Genomic DNA, 18,669 nt, shown 5'->3' with positions numbered 1-18,669 from the left:
GGGTTTATAAAAGCCTGAAACAACGTAATTACGTTGATACATAATATAGTCTCTTTGTACAGTGCGTAAGTCCTAAAATTCTCTTTAAAATGTAAACGTACTTCGCAATACACCCATAGTAACTGAATCGCTATCTGGGGTATGTCCCGGTTCAATCATATGAATAATACCAGGGGTAATACTAATATTATCTGTCACTTGAAAACGGTAAAAAGCTTCTATTTGCGTAGTTGTTCCTGGTTGACCACCTGATTTTCCTAAACCACCATTGATAATATCAGGAACATTATTTCCTAATGGCAAACTACTATTAGTAATTTTTGGAGGTTGTCCAATATAAATACCTCCTAAATTGCCTTTGCGGAATAAATCAGGGAAGTTTAAATAAACCATCCAATTAGTTGTTTCCACATTACCTGATTTACCAGGAATATTAGAGTTTGTATAGCCTCCCCAAGCACCTAAAGTAAATTTAGGTGAAAGTTGCCAGTTCAGAGTTGCACCAACAGCGTTTGTTTGTAGTGGTTCACTTTTGTTTGTTACAGAATTTTTTGCAGTCAAGCAATCATCACCCACAAATGTTAGTAAACAACCATTAGCAGAATAATTATTTAAATAATAGAAACTAACATCAATTGCATCTGTTGGTGTTACTAGTAGTTGCACTGCTGCGGTTGTATTTCCGTCAAATAAACCGTTACGTTTATTGGGATTAGATGCATTTAAACTAGCGTAAACAGCTTGTAGACTAGCACGTTTGGTAAATTGCCAATCAAAAGCTAATCCAGCTTGACCAGTAAATCCTATATCTAAAATAGGGTTACGTTGGGCAAAAAATGATAGAGGTCCTGTAGCCGCATTCTCAACTCGATTTGGTCCTCTAAAGGCATTAGTCATGTTTATATTTTTGCTACCAACCATAATCGCAAAATTCTTGCTTAATAGTCGGTGATAGCGCAAATCACTTAATATAAAATTATTATCTGTCGGAAATTCATAACCTAAAATTAAATCATTTCCATTTCCTACCCTTGGAGCAGTTCCACCTTTACTGGCTAGTAACCCTGTAATAAGATAACTTTTAGGGTCAAATTGAGTATTTAAAAATATTTGATTTAGGTTAACAATGCTAGTATTTGTGCCTTTATCTGGGCTATCTTTAATGCCATTGCGAGGAGCAATATCAGCACGGTTATTAGTACGTCCTTGCACACCAACAATAGCAATACCAATTAGCTTTGTTGTTGTCGAAAATTGGTTAGCTTCAAGTTCAGTAGAACGTGCTTCTAAATTGTCAACTCTACCCCGCAAAGTTGCTAGTTCTGCTGAAAACTCTTCCTGTAACTTTTGCAATTTTGCCAAATCTTCGCGAGTAGCAGTACTCTCTGTTGCTGTACCAATCAACTCATTGACGCGATTTAAACAAGCATTTATTCCAGCAGCAAACTCGTATCGAGTTAAAGCTCTATTCCCCTTAAATGTCCCATCTGGATAGCCAGCAATACATCCATATCTTTCAACTAGTGATTGTAATGCTTGAAATGCCCAATCTGTCGGTTGCACATCTTTGAGTTGTGACACTGATGTAACTTGTGACATCGATTCGTCAATAGTTACCGCATTATCACTATTAATTTCATTATTGGTGGGAATGGATGCTACGGAGAGGGAAGATGTAGAAGATACTGGAATTAACGACGAGCTTTCGACACCCAGACTATTATCATTATCTTCCTCAATCTCTTGCCCAACTTCTTCCACTTTTGCGAGGATATTACCTTCATTCAGACGAGGCAACTTACTTGATAACGCTTTCTCTGGAAGTCCGTAAAACCCCGCAATCAGCATCCAAGCAACGATGTAAATTTTATCCTCTCCGCAAATCCATTTATTCACTTTTTTACACTCTACTCACATTCACACTCAACGAACGAGTCTATTCAAGAAGTTTTAAATTTGACATGGGGGAATATACGGAAATTTTCTAGCTCATATCCCCAACTTCTATTTTTATACTTCACGTAAGTTTATAATCATTGGGAAAAAGTCGGGGATTTCTTTTGTACACAATTTATATTTTTACCGAGTATAAATGGAACAATGCACTTCGGGGTTTCTCGGTAAATTGACATGGCTAGGCGAAAGAATAATCGCAAACCGTCACAAAATCAAAATGCACGGATTGTTAAACGGGGAGTAAAAAATACTGGTAAAAAAAAGGGAAATAAGCTGATTTCTCTGCTGGCTTTGGCGTTTTTATTGGGTATTGGTGGTTTGGTTACGGCTTTTGCTTGGATTAGTTTTCTATTTATTTTCAATCCACAGCAAGTTACTTGGGTAAATAAATTATTACCAGGATGGGCACAAGTTAATGGGAATAAGAGCGATCGCCCTTTAACTTTGAGACAAATTAAGTCAGTCATCACCAAGCAGGGAAATATTGCTGGGGAACAGATTGCTTTGGATAGTGATATCAAAAAATCGTTTTTACTGCCAATCTACAAACAGCGTCAAAATTGTCAGTCGGATTGTCAGGAAATTGTTGAATTGCGGGTGTATCAACATGCCAATGATGCAGAATTTCAATCAGATTCCCAAATATATTACCAAATTGCAACCCAAATTGCGATCGCAGGACCGGAGGAATCTTTTGTAGTTGCCCCGATTGTTAATGCTACTGATGCAAACCCTGGTTCGAGTATTTCTTTGCCTGTAACGGAAGTTAAGCGGTTTGAAGGTGCATCACCATCGTCGGGTATTTGGTATTATTTGCGGGGAGAACGGCAAGAAAGCTCATACAATATCGCCTATGGACATATTCTTTACTACAATCCCCAACGCTCCCATCTCCAACAAATGCAGTCTTGGACGAGTTCCCAAGGACAAATCCCCCAATGGCAGCAGGTAACGGGTAATGAGACTAAGGAGTTGGTTGTTAATCAGACTGTTGGTTTAGAACCGCAATTACGGGTTTATCAAGTTCAGTCGGTGAAAACTTTTCTGAATCCCGTTGAACTCGAAGAAATTGACCTTAAACCTAAAAGCTTTAGTAACTCTAACTACGAAAAAGCACTCAAAGTTGCCCGGAATGGTTTATGGACTCCCGCATTTGAGTCTTTAAAATCATTGAGAAAGGAAAAGAAAAATATTCCCGCAATGGTTCAGGCACAAATTGATTTAATCCGTTTACACTCAGAACTTACCAAAACCCAAGCAAATACCACCTGGGCAAGTCCAGGGCAGCAAGTAATGGTAAATTTGATTGATGGACGCTGGGAGAAAGCTTTGGAGGTTTTTAGAGCTTCACCTCCCCAAAATTCCCAAGAAATTAGTGCATTACTCAAAGCTGATAGTGGGAAGTTGTGGAGTCGGGTTGATGCAGCATTGGAATTAAATCCTAACCGTTCAGAAATTCAAGTTTGGGGAGCATTAATTGTTGCAGCACAACAAGGGGAAGTAGGTGCTTATTCTTGGTTAAAGGAAGAATTTAAGGGCAAAGAGGTTAATAGGAGTGAAATTTCAACTTTGCTCAAGCAACTCAAAGGGGAAGTCACGGTTAAACCTGAATTTTTAGGAAATCACAGTAGTAGGATTATTGGTTCCGCAGCAAAGATTACCAAGATAGATACTAGCGAATGGTTGATGAAAGAACCCCTCCCTGATAATCCCCTTGGGAATTGGTATTTAGTCAATGTGTCGGCATTCCATAACGGCAAAAACTGGCTTTTCTCACCATTCACAAGTGTAAATTTACCTAAAACTGCACCAGAAAAATTTTTGCGATCGCTGTTAGGATTAGATACAGATTCAGCTATGCAAATCGCTGTCTGGTCGCCGAATGGAGAACAGCAAACCACCTCAGCTACCGTCAAAGCAACCAAATTAAAAAATGGGAAACTACAAGTACTTGCTCTAGCATCTGAACCCATTAATAATTCCACCCATTCCCAAGCCCTAGCAGTAACTACATCAGCATTGGAATGGGTACAACCTTCACCAATTACATTGACACAACTCCAAGAACAAAATCCTCAACGAGGGAATCAAATTTTACCCGCAATTTGGCGATCGCTCCAAGCCACCAAACAAGTAAGTAAGGGGAAAACTCCTAGTATTCAACAAATTCAGCAAAAAATTGGATATTACCCCATACAGGAAATTGACCTGACTGGGAATGGGAAACCCGAAATAGTACTCACTGTATCAGCAGAAGCGATTTTGTCCCTACAGTCTAAAAGTAGTTCTCCTAGAAAAGACAAAACTCGCCCCCGCACAATGATTTTATCGGATAGCAATGCTATAATTTATACAGACTTTGGCAAAGCCTCAAAGCAAACATTAACTGCGATCGCAAACCTATGGCAAACAAATTCACCAAGTTTACTGATCGAAAATACCAATAATTACAGCCTAAAGCGTTGGTCACAAAAAAATCAACGCTTTGAATAGTGGTTCTTCCCATTTGTTTAATCAAACTTGAGAAGAACTTCTTTGCTTTAGCTTAGTGATTACAAGATTGACGTTGCAATTTCAAATTTTGCAAGTCTTGCAGAAGACAGTCTATTTCCGCTTGCAAGTCTAGTAATTTTACCTCCTGGTCAGCTTTGTAGCATGATTTGCCTAAGCTTTTTGCAGGAATATCTTGGATAATACGTTCGGTAATTGTAGAAGTAGTCATAATTTAGTTCAGTCCTCAACTCAACTCACACCATTCGAAATATTATAATAGTTTGACATACTCACCGTCCTAAAGGAGCGGGGATTCTTCACGCTTCATTGACAGATACCACCGAAGTGGTTTTACTCCGTCTCGACGTGCATTTAGAGTCGTGGCAATGCCCTATCCCGACTTTGTTTATATTTTTGACCACAAGTTGAGTCACTTGGTTCCACCTAATTAGGATTAAAGATTTTTCAGTTTTTTAAGCTGAAAGCTTTGCGAATATCTACTACTGAACTGACCAAAACAAAAATCCCTAAAAATCTTCCCCAGGAGGAATAGTTTAGCTAGTACAGACGCTCAAAAATACCTAACTAGTGTAAAATAACCAAAATACCCAACTTCTGAGTGTTTTTATATTTTATCATTCTGCGACACGTACTCTTGTACTAGATTGTATCAATTAAAAACACAACTTTTGAGTTGGATTAAATTTTATTTGGATTAAAAAGAGTCGTTATACACCGTGACCATAAGCCTGTCTGCCGCCAAATCCCATCGCCAACCTTGGCTTGGATTAATCGAAATGTACCGTCAGTACTTGCCCGTTAGCGATCGCACTCCCGTAGTGACGCTACACGAAGGCAACACACCCCTAATTCCCGTTCCCTACATCAGCCAACTCATTGGCAAGCAAGTAAGGGTATTTGTCAAGTACGATGGTCTCAACCCTACTGGAAGCTTCAAAGATAGGGGGATGACAATGGCGATTTCCAAGGCAAAAGAAGCAGGTGCAAAGGCAGTGATTTGTGCGAGTACAGGTAATACCTCAGCCGCAGCCGCAGCTTACGCTAGAAGGGGAGGAATGAAGGCTTTTGTATTGATTCCCGATGGTTATGTAGCACTGGGGAAATTAGCACAGGCATTACTGTATGGTGCAGAAGTTTTAGCAATACAAGGTAACTTCGATCGAGCATTGGAAATTGTCCGGGAAATGTCCGAGAAATACCCAGTTACATTAGTTAACTCGGTAAACCCTTACAGACTCGAAGGGCAAAAAACTGGAGCCTTTGAAGTCGTGGATATTTTGGGTGACGCACCCGATTGGTTATGTATACCCGTAGGTAATGCAGGTAATATTACAGCATACTGGATGGGTTTTTGTGAATATCACCAAGCAGGACTTTGCGATCGCTTACCTCGAATGATGGGATTTCAAGCAGCAGGAGCAGCACCATTAGTTACAGGACATGCAGTAGCAAATCCCGAAACCATAGCCACAGCAATACGCATTGGCAATCCCGCAAGTTGGGACAAAGCTGTCGCGGCAAAATCAGCAAGTGCGGGTGAATTTAATTCCGTTACAGATGATGAGATTTTAGATGCGTATCGGTTACTCGCATCCGAAGAAGGAATTTTCTGCGAACCAGCCAGTGCAGCATCGGTTGCCGGAATGTTGAAAGTCAAAGACCAAATCCCCTCAGGGGCAACCGTAGTATGTGTTTTAACAGGGAATGGATTAAAAGACCCCGATACCGCAATAAAACACAGTAACAGCCTGTTTAAGCAAGGCATTGCACCGGAAATTCAAGCAGTCGCAGACGCAATGGGGATGTAGAAAGTTATACTGTAAACGATTTAAAAATTGACTAATATAGAACCCCTCTACATAGGGAACACCAATAAATAAATTCTCCAAAATTGTAGGGGCAGGGTCTCCCTGCCCTTATGAGTGATATGGTTGGTAAATGTATATTTGGAGATTTTATTTTCTGGAAATCTCTTATAACGTTGAGTCGGAAGTAGACATTCATCCACGCATGGGGAAATTACAAATTTATTATTTCCCCGCTCAGAGTTAGACTTTACGAACCCTTACAAACTTGTCTTAAACTGTACTCCAAAGGTAAAAGGGTCGCCAAATCCGACTGTTCCCACTGGGGGTGGGAACAGAAACCCGGAGGTAATATAACGGGTATCAAACAAATTATTACCATATAAATAAACGCCGGTTTTTTCCCATTCGTAACCGATTCTGGCATTGACAACCGCGTAGGGTTCTTGTTTAATTTGGTTCTCATCGTCAAAATAAGTTAAACCATAACCACGTAATTCTGCACGGGCAAATATACCACCAGGACTACGATATTGAGCAGCTAAATTATAGGTAAATTGAGGTGCTAGGGGAACTCGATTATCGCTTAAATCTACACCAGTATCGGTATTCAAATAATTCTTATATCTACTGTCTACATAACCAATTGATGCAATTAAATCCAGACCTTTTGTGAGTTTTGCATTGAGTTCAAATTCAACTCCAGTTGCTTTGAGGTCAACATTGCTGACACGTCCAAAAAATCCACTTTGATCAAATTGTAAAGCTTGGTAGTTATTTACATCGTTATGAAAGATTGACAGATTTGCCAGCAAACGATTATCCAACCAAGCAGATTTTAATCCGACTTCATAACTCCAAGTTTTTTCTTCTCCAAACCGCAGTGTGGATTCGCTATTCGCACGATAATTCAATCCACTAGGTCTGTAACCTTTGGCAATAGTAGCATAAGCCATTAAATTAGGATTGAATTGATATTTCAAACCGAAGCGAGGAATAAATTCATCACTACTAGCTTTTTCATCTTTAAATGCTGGACGCAGTGGGGTAAGACTACCATTAGCAGCGACTGACTCATAGGTACTATCGGAATATGTTGTACTTGATTCGTAGCGCAAACCAGCAAACACTGTTAACGGATCGATGGGTTTATAATCTACCTGTCCAAATACCGCATAGGTTTGACGAGTATCATCTCCAGTCCGTCGAAATGTCCCAAATCCAAAAAACTCAGTTCGAGCATCATCAACAATAAAATCACGAGACTCATAGTAAGCACCTAATAACCATTGAAAACGGTCAGCAGTTTCCGGTGATTGCAAACGTAATTCTTGAGTCCACAGAGTTGAGTTGATGCCATCAATATACTGGACACCTGTATCTCCAGGGACAATGTTTTCCTGAGTAGTGAAGCGACGTGCGGTGATAGATGTTGCTCGGAAAGCATCACCGTTGTAGCCAATTTTCAGAGATTGTGTATTTGTACTGAGTTTATTGAAACCTTCAACCTGTAAATTTACTTTGAAGGGTTCAGATGCATCCCCTCGGTTATAAGTAGGATTACCGTCATCTGTAAAAGTATTGTAACTATTAAAACTTACCTTCAAATCAGGTGTAGGTGTCCATAAAAGTTGCGCTTTTGCTGCGATACGCGATCGCTCTCCAATTGTATTACCTGTGGCTAGGTTCTCAATAAATCCATCCTGGGATTTGCTAAACCCAGAAATTCGCAATGCGAGTTTATCGTCAACCAAAGCATCGTTGAAGGAAAATTGCAATTCGCGACTATCATATTTACCGTAACCAACAGCAAATTTCACTTCTGGTTTTGGTGTTGCTTCACGGGAGATAATATTTACGACCCCACCAGAACTATTACGTCCATAAAGGGTGCTTTGGGGACCTCGCAGCACTTCTACCCTTTCTAAGTCGGTTAAAGCTAGGTCAAGGAAACCATTATAATCAACGGGAACATCATCAATATAAAAAGCAACACTATCTTGAGCAGTTAGGAAATTCTGGTTATTCAAACCCCGGATACTGTAATAACTAAACTCCGTACCACCCGCAGATGTGGGGAAAAAGTTAAAATTTGGTGTTTGATTGGCAATGTCAATTAAGGAATCTATTTGAGAGTCTTCGATTTGTTGTCGGGGAATCAATGTGAAGCTGAAGGGTACATCCTGTGCATCTTCTGGTCGTTTTTGAGCGGTGACAGTGAGTTCGATGTCAGCTTCCGGTGGAGACAAACTTAAAGTTAAACCGTTGACTGTATTCCTGACTTGTGCATTTGGTAAGCTAGAACTTCCAGTCACCATCACTCGAACTTTGTTATTTGATTCAATTTGGGTCACTGTAATTGAAGCAATTCCATCTGCTGGTTTATCAGCACGAAATCCTTTCCCAGATGGTAATGCTAAAACTGCATTATTAATATTTGCAATATATGTATTGCCATCATTGATAGTATCCGTAACTTGTAGCGTACCATTAGGAGTTTCTAAAATGATTTCCACACCATCAGGTGTTTGTTTGATTTTTACTGCTGTGATTTGGGTATTTACCGGATTATTTTCTGAGGTTTGTTCTGACTGTACTAGTAAATCTTGGGCTATTGTGCTGGGAAGTTGGAGATCATTTAATTGGGGAATATTCTCTACTGATGTTTGCTGATGCGATGTAAGCGGCAAGTTAGCACTGCTGTTTCTAGCAACAAAATTTAAACTGGTGTCGTTGACTATTTTTTCAGATGATGTTTGATTGGTTTCTGCTGAGACACTCTGAGATGTAAGTAAGTATATTGTGCTGACAATACCAATGGGTACACTAATATACACAAAATAATTGAATTTCAAAGTATTTTCTCCTACACCACTTGAAAACTACACCAATAGACAAAACTCAGAGTGCAACAGCAAATGATGCACGCAGAAACTGAGGAATTATTATTTACTGAATTCTTTCCGTATGTCAAAAGACAGGCTGTCATATAATTTATTTATAGCAATCCTAGATGATTCATGAAAAATTGAAACCTTTTTTTACTTGCTTCTGGATTCGCTCTAAGCATTCTCAGAGGGTAGCAGTAGCGCATTGTATCAACATAGACAAGTTGTCTTTTGACAAAAGTTTGTAATTTTGGTATGCAATATTAATCAGTTATTCACTTCATGTGGCAATAACTTTCGTATTCAATATTCGACAACAAAAGAAAAAGCTATGAAAGCGAAAACTAAATCTGCTACTTCATTCTTGATATTTTTTGTGGCATTTTCACTTTGGCATTACTATACTTCTCAAAAAGTAAATGCCGCTCAAACTCAAGAAGTCACAATCAAATTTGCTGCGAAAGTTGGTAATAAACCCTTTAGTTGTGGCAGTAATTACAAATTAGGAAAACCAGCAACAACAGTTACACCTTTAGATTTTCGCTTCTATATTGCCGATATTACACTAATAGATAATAACAATAAAGCCATTCCCATTGCCCTTAATCAAGATGGTAAATGGCAATATAAAAATGTCGCTTTAATCGATTTTGAAAATAAAACAGGTGCTTGTGCGAATGGCACAGTAGAAACCCGTAATATAGTTGTTGGTAAAATTCCCCAAGGTCAATATAAAGCCATCAAATTTACTTTAGGTCTACCAGAAAATCTTAACCATGAAGACTCTACCCTCGCACCTTCACCTTTAAACTTGACTTCGCTATGGTGGAATTGGCAATTTGGATACAAGTTTGCTCGCATTGATTTTGCACACTCAACTAAGAGTCAACCGACAGAGATACACCAACATAAACACGGTGAAAAAGAAGCAGGTAATGCCTTTTTCATTCATTTAGGTAGCACAGGTTGTCAAGCGGAAACTTCTAGCCAAAAACCAACTACCAAATGCACTAATCCCAATACAGCAATTATTAACCTAGCTAACTTTGAACCAAGTAAAAACACCATTGTTATTGATATTGCTAAACTTGTTGCCAACACCAATTTAACCAAAAATCAAGTAGATACAGCACCAGGTTGTATGTCAGAACCCAATGATAAAGATTGTACGGGAATTATGACAGTTTTTGGTATTCCTTTTGGTGGTCAAACATCCGTGAAACAAACTTTTTTTAGTGTGAAATGAAGCCAATGATTTTTCGATGGAAACACTGTTTGGTATTGTCTATTTTTTTTGCGATCGCATTCAGTTTATCCGTTGGTTTTAGTCAAGTTTTATCAGCACCAAATCCCAGTAATATCTATGTTTGGGAGATTCCAACTTGGATGCCAAAGCCAATCATCCCAACTGATAACCCAATGACGGCAGAAAAAGTAGAACTAGGTCGTCATTTATTTTACGAAAAACGACTTTCTGTTAACAATAAATTTTCCTGCGCTTCCTGTCACATTCAAGCATTAGCATTTACCGATGGGAAACCTCTTGCAGTTGGTGCGACTGGAGAACAGCACCCCCGAAACTCAATGAGTCTTGCAAATATAGCATACAACTCCGTTTTGACTTGGGCACATCCAGGAATGAAAAAACTTGAAGCACAGGCATTAGTACCCATGTTTGGTGAACATCCTGTCGAGATGGGTTTATCAGGTAAAGAACAAGAAATATTAAAAATGTTGCAGGAAGATAAAAATTATCAAAAATTATTTGCAGTTGCATTTGGTCGAGGTGATAGTAATATTAATCTCAAGAATCTTACTCAAGCATTGGCATCGTTTCAACGCAGTTTAATTTCAGTTAATTCATCTTACGATAAATATCGGTATGGGAAGGATAAAAATGCAATTTCTGCTTCTGCAAAACGAGGAGAAACACTATTTAATAGTGAACGCTTAGAATGTTTTCACTGTCACGGAGGCTTGAATTTTAGCGATTCAGTTAAACATGAGCGATCGGCATTTGAAGAAATTGCTTTTCACAATACTGGGCTTTACAATATTGATGGAAAAGGTGGATATCCAGGCAATAATACGGGGATATACGAAATTACCAAAAAACCAGATGATATGGGCAAATTTAAAGCACCAACTTTAAGAAATATTGATTTAACTGCACCTTATATGCACGATGGTAGTATTGCTACTTTAGAAGAAGTTATTGACCATTATGCAGCAGGTGGCAGGACTATTACTAATGGGAAATTTTCTGGAGTAGGAAGTCAAAATCCTCTCAAGAGTAATTTTGTTTCTGGATTTAAATTGAGTCCTCAAGAAAAGCATGATTTAATCGAGTTCTTAAAAAGTTTGACGGATGAGGAATTTGTCACCAACTCAGCATTTAGTGACCCAAATATTGCTGTAAATTAACCTGGATATGAAACCCGAATTTCTCACCACATCTCTCAAAGCGAACGGGGGATACTCCCCGGTGGCAAGATTTCACGTAAATAGGTGATTTCAGGCTTTGATTGCTCGTAAGCACTGAAACAACCTATCTTTGTTAGCCACCTTGAAAGGGCTAGTGCATCTCGGCTAAAATAGCTAACCAGTCTTAAAAGCTCGTTCATGTTTATAAAACAAGCTTTATTTCCTCCTGTCTCCTGACTTCTGACGAATTGCACTAGTCCTAACTACTTAAAATCTAAAAATCATCTAGCTGCCCGTTCCTTCGTCAAACTATCGATCGCATCACCCAAAGCAGTAGTTAAACTTTTACGGCTTTGGGAATGGCTTTCCTGTTCAGTTTTCAACGCCATCAACAAGCGATCGCGTTCTTTGGTAATAGCAATGAGCTTTACTCTTAATTCTTGCAGTGACTCGATTTGGGCAATTTCCGTTTGAATCGCAATGTTACTATCCGCGTCTGGAAGTACCGTTTCATCGATACCCTTGATTTTATGAAGTTCAGTTTTTAGCTTTGCGATTTCCTGCTGTAATAATTGCGAATCGCTGCGACGTTGTTCCGATTCAGTATTGTAGAGTTTACGCCATTTTTCCGCACTTTCCCATGCTTCATGACGCTGTGCGATCGCATCCGTAACTTGTTGCTTTAGCCCTTGAATCTCCGATAACCACTGCTGTGTTAAATCTTCACTCATAAAATTACTCTCAAAAGTTACTAAATAGGGACTTAGAATATTTTTCTGTTTATAGACTACAAGGGGAAAGAAGAAAAGGAAAGAAGTCAGACTTCACTTATAATGTATTATTCAACACATTCAATATCTAACCGCACAAAAAAACCCGACTCCACGAGGAAGTCAGGTTTTTTTAATCGAGTAAACTAACTACACCAATCTCAAATCAGCATACTCAGCCAGTAAATCATCAGAAGTCAAAGTATCTCCTTCTTCTTGTGGAGTCCATAACACTTCTATTGCTAGTAATTTATCACTAGGGATACTACCAATTTGACGCAACGCTTGACGCAAATCATCAGTAGTATTGATAGTAGGAATATCGTATTTACCAAGAGTTGCTGCCAGGAGTGTAATGATAATATACTCCCCAGGTCCCTCAGTAATTAGGGTTGTAGGATTATCGATTTCGTCAGCAGCAGGCAAAGCATCTGGACGAGCAATATTACCCTTGAGTTGATTGTTGACATTCGATAATGTTTCTTCAGTAAACTTACTACGTTCAGCCAAAGACAAACGGTTAAATTCACTTTCTGCGGAAGCTAATCGCGCTTGCTGGGTTCCACCACCTGCATATACCCAGTATTCAGGGTGACGAAGTAATGTCAAACTAGCTTCTTGGAGAACCTCAGCACGTCCAGCAGGGCTATCAGTATCAGCAGTTTCCGCAATGCGATCGAGTTCTGTTTGTAACCCACGTGCGCTTGCTAACATCCCAACTTGCAAGCGAGTCACAGATACAGTTGGATTAGGGGTATATGCTTCCTCGTTGGTTTCATCGCTACCAGCACGACGGAAAGCTTGGAGCAGGAAATTGGCAACACCAAAGAAAATTAGAATGCCAAATAACCCACTAAATCCACCACCAATACCCCAGAAGGGAAGTAAGAACGGGAAACCAAACCCACCTCCACCAGGATAATAGCCACCTCCAGGAGCGTAGGTACGAGGGGCACTGTAAGGACGACTAGAAGATGGCATCCGGAACGAACCACCACCAATTCTACCTCCACTCCGGGCTGCCAAGGCTCCATCAGCGTGACCAAATGTCAAGCCGAAGACAAGACAGAGAAGAAATATGGATTTTAGTAGGGTTTTGAAAGGGGGGTTGAAAATTTGCTGTATTTGTTTACGCATAAGACAAAGAGTGAAAAGGGTTTTGTTTATTAGGGTAGGAGTGTTGCGATATACCTCCAGAGGTAAGCGGAGCTTAATGCTTATGAACCCTTCTTCTTAGATTAGCAAAGTGAGATTCAGAAAGACTCTCAGCTACCTTCTATAATTTACCGCTTCTTTCCAGATAGGGACAGCAAACTCTAGACGGGTTTCTGAGGGGATAACCGTACTGAGTAAGCAAACCCCTCACAACAGGCGATATCAATAATCTTATTTTCACTTTTGAGTAGCAAATTAAGTAGCAAAATTTAAATCAAAAATCAGGGCAATCAGCTTCCACGACTTCCGGATGGCAGTAGTACTTTAAAACCGTCTCAGTTCTATCTCCAATCCATTTAGCTACCTTGTCAGGGCTGACACCTAGGGTGTTGACTTTGGGTGTTTTGAGATGGTATTTTCTATTTATTTTAAAATGAGAATTGCTGGTTATCCACGTTAGCAGTAGTGTCACCCTTAAAACATAAGCCAAAATTTGCATGTGGAAGTTGTGCGATCGCAATGTTGGGCACTATCGCCAAAAATTACGAACGCTCGAAAAAACAGCAAATAGGGGATATTGGAGAAGCTTCCCAAAACAGTTGCGGTTAATCCACAATATACGAGCCAAGAATGCTCTAGCTGCTGCGAAATTGTCAACAAAAGCCTATCAACTCGAGCCCACGTTTTGTAAGTGTGGTTGCGTACGGTAGGGCATACCGGAACCTTCATGCTAGACATGAGCAACGCTTTAGGAGAATCGACCTCTCTCTACACTGGTTGGAGTAATTCAGTCTGTGCAAGTTGGCTCATAGATTAAAGAATCCCCGTACGTTTACGTCGGGGAGTGTCAAGCGGAGTATTTCCCTTAATTTTCCGTATTTACCAATTTCTACTTGTAGTTTTCAACAGTAGTCTTTCGCTTTCGCGGGCAGAGACTTGAAGAATACGGTTGAAATCAAAGAATATAGGTTTTATAAGGGGTTTATATGGAAGCGGAAACATCAGCAAACGATATCCCAACTATTCAGTTACAAGCATCATCAAGTTTACCGACGTTGCGTTTTGGCGATTTTGGAGAGTCGGTTCGAGTCTTGCAACGGTTATTAAGGTCGAATGGTTATCCAATTAATATTGATACGAACTTTGGTGCTTTGACTGAAAGTGCTGTCAGAGCATTTCAAAGTAGACGAGGTTTAACCGCAGATGGCGTAGTTGGTCCACGAACTTGGCGTGAATTAACGCGATAATTAGGTAGAAAAGTTTTCGTAAATAGAAGCCAAAATGCTATATCTGTTACGGAAAAAATTGCGATACCATCTAAGATGGTTGCCAAGGGTATAGTGAATTCCAATCGCGTTATATGCCGAAATAGTTAAAAAAGTAATATGGAATACTATATAGATTTTCTATTAGTTTATGATGAATTTTTTAATGGTTAGTAGGTACTTTTCCGGACTAACCTACTTTCTTCTGTCAAAGGAAATGTGAGCTATAGTAAGACGAGATACAATGAGTGATATCGGGTTGCTGATGACGGGTATGTTCGCAATAGCGCGACAATATCAGCCTAATTTACCAGAACAGCTATTATTACACGAAAGTAGCTTTCTGGAAGAAAAGTCAACTCGATTAATAAAATCAACATTAGTAGTCCAATCCGCACCTCCTGAATTTACCCAGATTGGTGGTACTTTTTCAACAGAATTAATAGTACCTAATTTGAAATTTAAAAATATACTAAATGATTTTGCTTATAGAATCCGTGGAAAGAACTTTTCTGGCACACAATTAAACCCTGTAAATGAAGTTGTAAATATCAACTTACAGCCACAAATATTTGCTGATGTTGGTAGTAGTGAAATCATCGGTTCCCGAAAGTTTCAACGTCTTCGCAGTCCAAGTCTGCCGATGTTACAATTTAACAATTCTGGTATCTCGGTGCGGGTTTTACAAAAATTATTAGTATCGAATGGTTACACTGTTGGGGTTGATGGTTTTTTTGGTGCGCTAACTGAATCAGCCGTAAAAGCATTTCAAAATCAGCGAAATTTAGTTGCTGATGGGATAGTTGGGACGAAAACTTGGGATGAGTTAACGAAATAGAGTTTTTGTACTTTAAATAGCTTGACGTATCTATTTATTCTGGCTAGATTTATTCTGACTTCTGTATTTAGAGGTAATCAGGACAGATAAAATTTTGACATAAGGCTAAGAGGATATTTTGCACTTTTTCAGCAATTTTAATAGTAACAATCGTGACAGATGAATTTCTGACACAAGCTTAATAACCTAAAATTTTACAAGCATCTAAAGTTAGATATAGGGGTAATTTTCTACCAGAAATAATAATATGAAAAATCGATTGGTTCGCAGAGATGAACTAGCATCTGATGATGCAGATGCAATGTTTTTATTGCTGGATAAGTATTTCCAAGGTGCAAAGCGAGAAGTTTTTGAAGAAGATTTAATTAATAAAAACTGGATTATTCTTTTGTATGGGGAAGATGATAATCAACTCCAAGGTTTTTCTACCTTACTGCTATATAACACTGAGTTTGAGGGAGATAAAATCAGTGTTGTTTATTCAGGTGATACGATTGTCGATCCTAGTGCTTGGACTAGTTCGGCACTTGCTCGAAGTTGGGTAGCTGCGGTAAATGAGCTACAGACTCGTTATTCCCAAGGAAAGCTTTATTGGTTATTGATTTCTGCTGGATATCGAACCTATCGATTTTTACCCGTGTTTGGACGGGATTTTTATCCACGTTATGATATGGAAACGCCAGAAAAAACATCGCGGTTAATGCATTTTTTAGCAAAGTCTCGCTTTGGTAAAAACTACGATAAATCACTGGGAATAGTTCGCTTTCCCCATCCTCATATTTTGCGGGAAGGATTGCATGGTATCCCTTCGGAACGTTTACATGATCCGCATATTAATTTTTTTCAGCAACGAAATCCAGGACATATTTATGGTGATGAGTTAGTATGTTTGACGGAAGTCAGTGAGGAAAATTTAACTGCGGCAGGTAAGCGTTTGTGGTTTGGGAGTGGAAAGAAAGGACATATATCTGAATTATCTCAAAAGAAAGTTATTCCGATAGCAAATATGATTCATAAATTGGAATCAAGTATATAGTAATTTACATATTTATGAGGTATAGCAATAAAGAATTAACCGCAGATAGAAGAGGATAAACGCAGATGAAGGCAGATAAATTTGTAACTCATGTGATGAGTTCCCAAGTTTCTACGAGTAATTTACTAAAAGAATCAAGAATATTTAATAATCCTCAACAATTTATTGAAGGTTGGTATTGGGTTTTAGCGTCGAAAGAATTAGGGAAAGGGAAAGTTAAAAGTATCAATGTTATTGGTCGAGAATTAGCTATTTATCGCGATTTTGATGGACAATTAGTATCTGTTGATGCTTATTGTCCCCATATGGGGGCAAATCTTGCTGAGGGAAAGGTAGAAGGAAATGGGTTGCGATGTCTTTTCCATAATTGGAAATTTGATGTTGAAGGAAATTGTATCGATATTCCATGTTTAGGAAAATCTCTACCAATTAAAATTAAAACATTCCCAACTGCTGAACAATATGGAATGATTTGGGTATGGACGGGGGAAGTTGCAAAACAACCTTTACCGTTTGTTCCTGAATTAGAATTTGCAGAATGTGATGCAGTTTTTGCTTCCCGGTTTATCAAAAATTGTCATCCCAATGTGGTGATGATAAATGCAATTGATGCACAGCATTTTAATACAGTTCATAATTTGCCTTTAAAGATTATTTTTGGAAAGGAAGAAATCAACAAGAATGCAATTAAGTTTAGTAATATTACCCGTGGTGGTAAAGATTCGCTCTTAATTAAGTTAATTCTTCCCTTTTACAAAAAAGCAGGTACTTATAGCATGTGCTATTGGTATGGGAGTACGGGAACGGTGACTATTGGACCCGATTTTCTTCATTTTCATATTATGTTTACTCTACGTTTGCTGGAAGGGGGAAAAACTGAAGGACAAACAATTTTAATCACTAAAAAACGTCATGGGTTACATGGATGGTTATTGAATTTGATTGTTCTCTGGTTGACAAAGTTAGTTGGTAATTACTTTGCGAAGGGGGATACAAAGATTTTTCAAACTATTAAGTTTGATTTAAAAACCCCTCTGAAAGCTGATGAATCTATTCTGCAATTTATTCAACATGTTGAAAAACAAGATGCTTTGAATTGGGGAAGTTGGGAAGTTGTAGATACATAAGGTAATATTTTTATGGATGACAAATATAAAATTGCTGGGTTTCAATTACCTCATACAGATAATAAAATAAACCGAATTTTGTCTTCAGCTTTAGAAGGAAGAATTGGAAAACAAGGGGATATAAAAATATCCAATCAAGTAGATTTAATTTATTGGGATGCTAATTTTTTTGGACTAGATAGAGTTAACTTTTTTCAGGCAGCTAGTGAAGAGGAGCAAATTGGAATTTTGCAGCAATGTTGCGAAGGAATAATTAAAGAAGCTTACTTCATCGAAAAAGCTGGTGTTGGATACATGGCAAAGATGATTTCTCTGGCAGAAACGACTGAAGAAAGAATGTTATATGGTTGTTTTTGTGGTGATGAAGCTGCACATTTATCCCAAATTTGTCAATTTTTGCCGGAATCTTTCTTAAATAATGAACTTGCAGAAATCGGTAATCAATTTTTAAAACTACTAGCAGAAGTTGCAGAAAGTTGCGATAAAACAGTGTTATTATTCATCTTGCAGGTTGTTTTAGAAGGATGGGGATTAACACATTACCGCAGTCTTGCTAAAAGTTGTCAAAACCCAAATTTATGTGCAGTATTTCAAGGATTCTTAAATGATGAAAGTCGTCATCATGCAACCGGAATAACTTTGCTAAATCGGACTCAAATTAATTCTCAAAGCCGCATTATTATAGTAGAAATACTCGTTCAATTCTTGCAGATGGTACAAGTTGGTCCACAAAGTGTACTGGCAGCTATATCTAATATTAAAGGAGGTTTATCACGTCAACAAAGTATTCTAGTATTGGAAGAGCTAGATACGCAAACGCATAGTGGAACTAGACTTGAAATGTTGCGATCGCTAATGCAAACGGAGCAAAGTATCGGTGTTATTGATGAA

15 protein-coding genes and 1 pseudogene are annotated in these 18,669 nt (G+C 38.6%); 11 read left to right on the top strand and 5 right to left on the bottom strand.

The window, feature by feature from the left end:
* Positions 1-84: 84 nt before the first annotated feature.
* On the bottom strand, positions 85-1,848 hold the full coding sequence (locus tag CK510_RS10250) for an iron uptake porin (RefSeq protein ID WP_095721609.1): 1,764 nt from the start codon (positions 1,846-1,848) through the stop codon (positions 85-87).
* Positions 1,849-2,130: 282 nt separating this feature from the next.
* Between CK510_RS10250 and CK510_RS10245 the strand changes: the two genes are divergently transcribed.
* Positions 2,131-4,449 (top strand): hypothetical protein, encoded by a 2,319-nt coding sequence (locus CK510_RS10245; RefSeq protein ID WP_095721606.1) that lies wholly within the window; start codon positions 2,131-2,133, stop codon positions 4,447-4,449.
* A gap of 52 nt (positions 4,450-4,501) precedes the next feature.
* On the opposite strand, the gene CK510_RS32330 is transcribed toward CK510_RS10245, so the two are convergent.
* Positions 4,502-4,678, bottom strand: coding sequence for a hypothetical protein (locus tag CK510_RS32330; protein ID WP_169927012.1), 177 nt, complete (start codon positions 4,676-4,678; stop codon positions 4,502-4,504).
* 508 nt (positions 4,679-5,186) lie between these two features.
* On the opposite strand from CK510_RS32330, the gene thrC reads away from it, so the two are divergent.
* Positions 5,187-6,278, top strand: coding sequence for a threonine synthase (thrC, locus tag CK510_RS10235; RefSeq protein WP_095721605.1), 1,092 nt, complete (start codon positions 5,187-5,189; stop codon positions 6,276-6,278).
* A gap of 257 nt (positions 6,279-6,535) precedes the next feature.
* Here thrC and CK510_RS10230 read toward each other — a convergent pair whose 3' ends face one another.
* Positions 6,536-9,130, bottom strand: coding sequence for a TonB-dependent receptor domain-containing protein (locus CK510_RS10230; RefSeq protein WP_095721604.1), 2,595 nt, complete (start codon positions 9,128-9,130; stop codon positions 6,536-6,538).
* A 364-nt stretch (positions 9,131-9,494) separates the two neighbouring features.
* On the opposite strand from CK510_RS10230, the gene CK510_RS10225 reads away from it, so the two are divergent.
* Together CK510_RS10225 and CK510_RS10220 are read left to right on the top strand one after the other, a co-directional pair.
* Complete coding sequence (locus CK510_RS10225; RefSeq protein ID WP_095721603.1) at positions 9,495-10,409, top strand: MbnP family copper-binding protein; 915 nt, start codon at positions 9,495-9,497, stop codon at positions 10,407-10,409.
* Between the two features lie 35 nt (positions 10,410-10,444).
* The gene (locus CK510_RS10220; RefSeq protein ID WP_245912031.1) at positions 10,445-11,587 is read left to right on the top strand and encodes a methanobactin export MATE transporter MbnM; all 1,143 of its coding nucleotides are present in this window, start codon (positions 10,445-10,447) and stop codon (positions 11,585-11,587) included.
* A gap of 281 nt (positions 11,588-11,868) precedes the next feature.
* Here the strand turns inward: CK510_RS10220 and CK510_RS10215 are convergent, their stop codons facing one another.
* Together CK510_RS10215 and CK510_RS10210 are read right to left on the bottom strand one after the other, a co-directional pair.
* Complete coding sequence (locus tag CK510_RS10215) at positions 11,869-12,318, bottom strand: hypothetical protein (RefSeq protein ID WP_095721602.1); 450 nt, start codon at positions 12,316-12,318, stop codon at positions 11,869-11,871.
* Between the two features lie 189 nt (positions 12,319-12,507).
* Positions 12,508-13,494 (bottom strand): DUF1517 domain-containing protein, encoded by a 987-nt coding sequence (locus tag CK510_RS10210; protein WP_095721601.1) that lies wholly within the window; start codon positions 13,492-13,494, stop codon positions 12,508-12,510.
* Between the two features lie 483 nt (positions 13,495-13,977).
* On the opposite strand from CK510_RS10210, the gene CK510_RS31650 reads away from it, so the two are divergent.
* From CK510_RS31650 to CK510_RS10175, 7 genes and pseudogenes are all read left to right on the top strand, one after another.
* On the top strand, positions 13,978-14,121 hold the full coding sequence (locus CK510_RS31650) for a hypothetical protein (protein ID WP_158224874.1): 144 nt from the start codon (positions 13,978-13,980) through the stop codon (positions 14,119-14,121).
* Positions 14,108-14,329, top strand: a pseudogene (locus CK510_RS34375) (hypothetical protein); the annotation flags it as partial. The gene CK510_RS31650 and the pseudogene CK510_RS34375, both read left to right, overlap by 14 nt.
* Positions 14,330-14,498: 169 nt before the next feature.
* Positions 14,499-14,759 (top strand): peptidoglycan-binding domain-containing protein, encoded by a 261-nt coding sequence (locus CK510_RS10195; protein ID WP_095721599.1) that lies wholly within the window; start codon positions 14,499-14,501, stop codon positions 14,757-14,759.
* Positions 14,760-15,021: 262 nt separating this feature from the next.
* Positions 15,022-15,615: a peptidoglycan-binding domain-containing protein gene (locus tag CK510_RS10190; RefSeq protein WP_095721598.1), complete on the top strand. Its 594-nt coding sequence runs from the start codon at positions 15,022-15,024 to the stop codon at positions 15,613-15,615.
* Between the two features lie 247 nt (positions 15,616-15,862).
* Positions 15,863-16,651: a hypothetical protein gene (locus CK510_RS10185; protein WP_245912027.1), complete on the top strand. Its 789-nt coding sequence runs from the start codon at positions 15,863-15,865 to the stop codon at positions 16,649-16,651.
* A gap of 95 nt (positions 16,652-16,746) precedes the next feature.
* Positions 16,747-17,778, top strand: a complete 1,032-nt coding sequence (locus CK510_RS10180) for an aromatic ring-hydroxylating dioxygenase subunit alpha (RefSeq protein ID WP_095721607.1) — start codon at positions 16,747-16,749, stop codon at positions 17,776-17,778.
* Positions 17,779-17,790: 12 nt separating this feature from the next.
* Positions 17,791-18,669 (top strand): ferritin-like domain-containing protein (locus tag CK510_RS10175; RefSeq protein WP_095721597.1); only part of this gene is annotated, 879 nt, incomplete at its 3' end.

Source organism: Brunnivagina elsteri CCALA 953, assembly GCF_002289455.1.
Classification (GTDB): Bacteria; Cyanobacteriota; Cyanobacteriia; order Cyanobacteriales; family Nostocaceae; genus Brunnivagina; species Brunnivagina elsteri.
The sequence above is the reverse complement of the archived record's forward strand: the minus strand, read 5'-3'. Positions and strand labels throughout refer to the sequence as shown.